The 5373-nt window shown below is 33.4% G+C and carries 1 protein-coding gene and 1 pseudogene; both read right to left on the reverse strand.

Annotated features, from left to right (window positions below):
• A pseudogene (locus tag QZN27_RS08900) lies at positions 1 to 672 on the reverse strand (AMP-binding protein); the annotation flags it as partial.
• On the reverse strand, positions 620 to 5125 hold the full coding sequence (locus QZN27_RS08905; RefSeq protein ID WP_296786601.1) for an AMP-binding protein: 4506 nt from the start codon (positions 5123 to 5125) through the stop codon (positions 620 to 622). The pseudogene QZN27_RS08900 and the gene QZN27_RS08905, both read right to left, overlap by 53 nt.
• Positions 5126 to 5373: the final 248 nt, after the last annotated feature.

Genomic DNA, 5373 nt, shown 5'->3' on the forward strand with positions numbered 1-5373 from the left:
CATTAATATCAATGAGGTAAATCCTATTGCATATAAATCGTCTGTAACACCAAATTGATCTGTTTTTGCAAGGTCTGTTGCGATTTCGAAGAGTTTTTCTTCTATTTCGTTTTCAGGTTTTATGTTTTCCAGGTCTAGTTTTGGTTCTGGGAGTGCTTTTAGGTCGGTTTTTCCGTTTGGTGTTTGTGGCATTTCATCCAGTTGCATGTATGCGGTAGGAATCATGTACTTGGTTAATTTGTCTTTCAAGAAATCTTTTAAATCTGAAGTGTCTATTTCTTCTTCTGCGGTGTAGTATGCACATAAGTGATCATTATTGTTTATTTCTTTAATTACTACAACCGTTTGTTTTATTGATGGGTATTTGTTGATGTTGGTTTCGATTTCTCCGATTTCTATTCTCAGTCCTCTGAGTTTGATTTGGTTGTCGATTCTTCCGAGGATTTCTATTTCTCCATCAGGTCTTGATATCGCATAGTCTCCGCTTCTGTAGTATGGGATGTCTCCAATTTTTAGGAATGCCTCCTGGGTTTTGTCTGGCATGTTGTAGTATCCTTTTCCCACTCCTGTTCCTCCGATGTAGAGTTCTCCCATTACTCCGTGTGGCAGTAGTTTTCCATCAATATCGCGAACATCGTTCGTATACTTTGGTTGAGAATTGTTCTCCTCCAAGCAATAGGCATTTTAGGCAGCTGATTGCTTTGCAGAACTCCTGTACTTCAAGGTAGGATGCAAGCCTTGACGGTGTAAGATGCGCCAATTCTGGTTTTTCTTCATCGATTAGCTTGATTAGTTCTGGGATGTTTTTGATTTGTGTGTCATTTGCAAGTATTAGTTTTATTCCGTTTGCGAGTGATGTTAGTATGTCGTCAACTGACACGTCAAAGGATATTGTTGCAAGACATAATATGCTGTTGTATTGTGATTTTGGGTTTTGCACTTGGTTTGCGATGTTTTCGTGTGAAATCATTACTCCTTTTGGATTTCCTGTTGATCCTGATGTGTAAATCATGTATGCCAAATCATCTGGTGATATTTCAACGTCAGGGTTTTCAGTGTTTGTTTCTTTGAGTAATTCTTTAACATTCAATGAATTGTCATTTTCATCGTCTGAGATGATGTAGTCTGCTTGGCTGTTTTCATAGATATAATTTATACGGTCTTGCGGGTATTCCAAATCAATTGGGATGTATGCGCATCCAGCTTTTAAAATTCCTAAAATTGATACAATCAAATCGCTGTTTCTATGCAGCATTACCAGAACATTGCTTTTTGGAGTTACTCCTTTTTTAATAAGTGCATTTGCAATTTTATTTGCTTTTTCATTTAATTCATATGCAGTCAAGGTCGCATCTTCTGCAACAAGTGCAATGTTGTTTGGATTTAATTTAACTTGTTTTTCAAAGCGTTTGTGAACAAATGGAGTTTCCACAGGGGTTAAAGTAGGTATTTCATAATTTTTATTCAATTCAATGTCATTGATATGTAATTGATCAATATCTGTCTCAATGAATTGGGTCATGGTATTTATAATACTATTTAAAAATATTTTGATATACTGTTCAGTGTATAATTGGTCGTTATATACTAGATGAAGTTCAATGTTGTCTTCAGATTCGTTAATATTGAAGGTTAGTTTATAATTGGTTTCAAGGGTTTCTAAACGGGTAATTTCATACTCTTTCCCATTCATTGTGATAACGCTTTCATCAAAATTGTTGTAAGTATACAGGAATTCAGGTTTTAACTTGAATTCTTCTGAAATTTTGGTGTATGGATAATCTAAATGTTTAAGGGTTTCTTTCCAAATATTATCAGTTTGACTTAACAATTGTCTTAGGGTAATGCTTCTATCTTCATTAATTGAGACTATTGGAAGTGTTTTAACTAAAAATGCTTGTGTGTTGAAGTAATTTGAGTTTGACCTACCATTAAAAATGGTTGTTATCAATGTTTTGTCTGAAAATGTATATTTATTCAAGTTTAATATGGTACTTGCCATAAATAGGACATTTGGACTTATCCTTTCATCTGCGCAGAATTTTCTAATGGTCTCTGGATTAATATTTTTTGATATTGATTTCAGATTTCCATAATCGGGATTTCCATTCAAATTAGGTGTTAGGATAGTTGAATCAACTTCCTGAGTCAATATGTCATGGAAATATTTTTCAGATTCAATGTATTGCTCACTGTTTTCATTTTCTTTTTCAATCAATGCATGGATATATCCGTCAATTGTTTCTTTTTCAATTTCATTGCCTTCATATGCATTGGAAATGCTTCTGAAAAGCATATTTACAGATGCACCGTCTGTAATTATGTGGTGCATGTCAAAGAATAGGATGATTTCATCATCAGTTTCATATATTTTTGCTCTAAATAGCTGTCCGCCCAATAACTTAAATTTCTTGAAATTGAGATTATAAATCTCTTCCTCGCTGATGGTTGGCACTTCAACAATAGGAATCTCTTCTATTTCAATTGAATCATCACGTTTGTGCATCAGTTGATCCCCATGCATGACAATTCTAGTTTTTAGATATGGATAGGATTCAATGGTTTTAATAAGTGATTCCCTTAATTTGTTAGCATCGATTGACTTGTCGAATCTGATAAGACAAGGTAAATTATATTGTGGCTCATCAGGATTTTGAGCGCATTCATAATAAACTCCTAACTGATTTGCAGTTAATGGAATATATTTTGAATTTTTTGAAGATTCAATAATCTTAGCCAGTTCATCGGAATCCTCTTGGGCATTGTCTATTTCATTTGCAATGTTTCTGATAGTCGGATCATCGATTAATTTGGAAATGTTTAAATTAACGTTAGTTTGTTCAAAAATAACTGCATTCAATTTCATTAAGGTTAAAGATGTGAATCCCACAGCGTATAAGTCATCAGTCACACCAAATTCTGCAGATTCAATAACGGATGATGCCATATTGAACAACATTTCCTCAGTCTCAGTTTCTGGTGAAACTAATTCCAGATTTAGTACAGGCTTTGGGAGTTTTCTAACTAATATTTTTCCATTTGGAGTTCTAGGCATATCCTCCAGCTGCATGAATACTGTTGGAACCATATATTGGGTTAATCTGTCCTGCAAGTATTTTTTCAGTTCATTAGTGTTAATTTGTTCTTTTGCAGTGAAATATGCGCATAGATGGTCGTTATTGTTAATTTTTCTAACGGTTACTGCGGTTTGAGTTATATTTGGGAAGTTCATGATGTTTGATTCGATTTCTCCAATCTCTATTCTCAGTCCTCTGAGTTTTATTTGATTGTCGATTCTTCCTTTTGAAATTAGTTTGCCGTTTGGACCTTCAACTCCAAAGTCCCCAGTTCTATAAAATGGTATGTTATTTATGGTCAGGAATGACTTTTTGGTTTCATCATCTAAATTATAATATCCTTTTGAGACTCCACAGCCTCCAACGTAAATTTCACCCATTACTCCTGCGGGGAGAAGTTTTCCATCAATGTCTCTTATTTCTGTTATTACATTGAATGGGGAGGTACCTATTGTTAATTCTTCATTCGTGCCGGTAGCTTTTTCAAGAGCTCCAAATCCGGTTATTTCTGTTGTTCCATAAATTGCGTAAATGTCCATATCGTTGGCCAGCAGGATAGGTAGAATGTCATTTGAAACTTTTTCCCCGCCCATGGCGATATGATTTATTGAAGAAAGCGCTTTTACAAATGGTTCATATTCAAAATATTGCTTGAGGCGTGAAGGTGTTGTAAATGTAAATGCATCAGGCTTTTCTTTCTGCATCAACTGGACTAATGACTCTAAATTTTTAACTTCATTATCATTAGCAAGCACTATTGTGTTTCCAAATTGCAGGGGTTGGAAATCGGCGAAAAATGCCACGAATGCCACTGTTGTGACTGCGAGGTTTTTATTGATTTTTGTGTATGCCTCGTATACAATGTTGTCTGGGTCTTCAGTAGCTGAGGTTGCCATATTCCTATGGGTTCCCATTACTCCTTTTGGCAGGCCTGTTGAACCGGAAGTGTAGAGGATAAACGCTAAATCATTTGGTGAAATGTCAACGTTCGGATTGTCATCATTTTCTTCATTAAGCAATTCGTTAATGTCAATTGAATTTTCCATATCACTATTTTCAGCAAGAATATAGTCTGCTTGGCTGTTTTGGTAGATGTAAGCTATCCTTTCTTTTGGAAATGCCAAGTCAATTGGGATATAAGCACAACCTGCCTTTAAAACACCTAAAATTGCAGCTATCATGTTACTGTTTCTTGGAAACATTATCAATACATTGCTTTTGGGTTTTATTCCTTTATTGAGAAGTCCATTGGCAACTTTATTGGCCTTCTTGTTAAGCTCGCTGTAAGTTAATCTTTCACCGTTTGAAATGAGCGCAATGTTGTCAGGGTTTTTTTCCACTTGTTTTTCAAAGCGTTTGTGGAAAAATGGTGTTTTTATTTCCTTGAATGGGGATGTTTCTTGTTCCTTTACAAGATAAATATCGGATAAAGTTAATTTGGAAATGTCTCCTGATAAAAATTGATTTAGGATTGTTTCAATACTTTTTAAGAATGAATTGATGTAGTCTTTGGAATATAACTGATCATTATATGAGGAAGATAATATGAATTTTTCATCGTTTTCTTTTATGCTTAGGTAAAATTCATATTTATATTTAAAGGAATCGTAATCTAAGTCTTTATTGAAAGCGTAATAAAATTTAGGGTCGAAACTGTATTCCTTAATTAGTTCATCGACGGGGAAATTAATGTATTTTAGGTTTTCTTTATAGTCATTTTCAATTTTCAATAGGTAATCTTTAATGGAAATTTTCCTGTTTTCAAAGTTAGTTGTGAAAATTGTATTATTTTCATGGAAAATCAAATTCTTATTGGTGAAATTAAATTTGTTCAATGCAAGTGCAGTACTGGCTAAAAAAAGAACATTTTCAGATATTGAATTCTGTTTACAAAACTCTTCAATATTATTTTTACTTATTGTTAATTCATTTTTTTTTAATTCAGGTTTCTCAGTTCCGTTTAAATCCGGAGTTAGTGCAGTTGATTCTTCAAAATCTTTAACCAATCTTAAAAAGTATTTGTTGTAATTTATGTTTTTATCAATCATATTATATCCCCTGTTATAATAATATATAATCTATTTATTATTTTAATATAAATATATTATTTTTTTTAAAGAGTTGAAAAAATCTTTATTAATGTTAAAATCCATACAAAATATTGTTTTAGAGAGTAAAGGTGTGAGATAATTATGAGACCCATTGATATGATGGTTACGGATTATAATTGTGAATATTTAGGTTTGTCCAGATTGTGTTTGATGGAATCTGCCGGAAAATCTCTTGCAGAGGAAGT

It is taken from the genome of uncultured Methanobrevibacter sp., from assembly GCF_900316895.1.
Classification (GTDB): Archaea; Methanobacteriota; Methanobacteria; order Methanobacteriales; family Methanobacteriaceae; genus Methanocatella.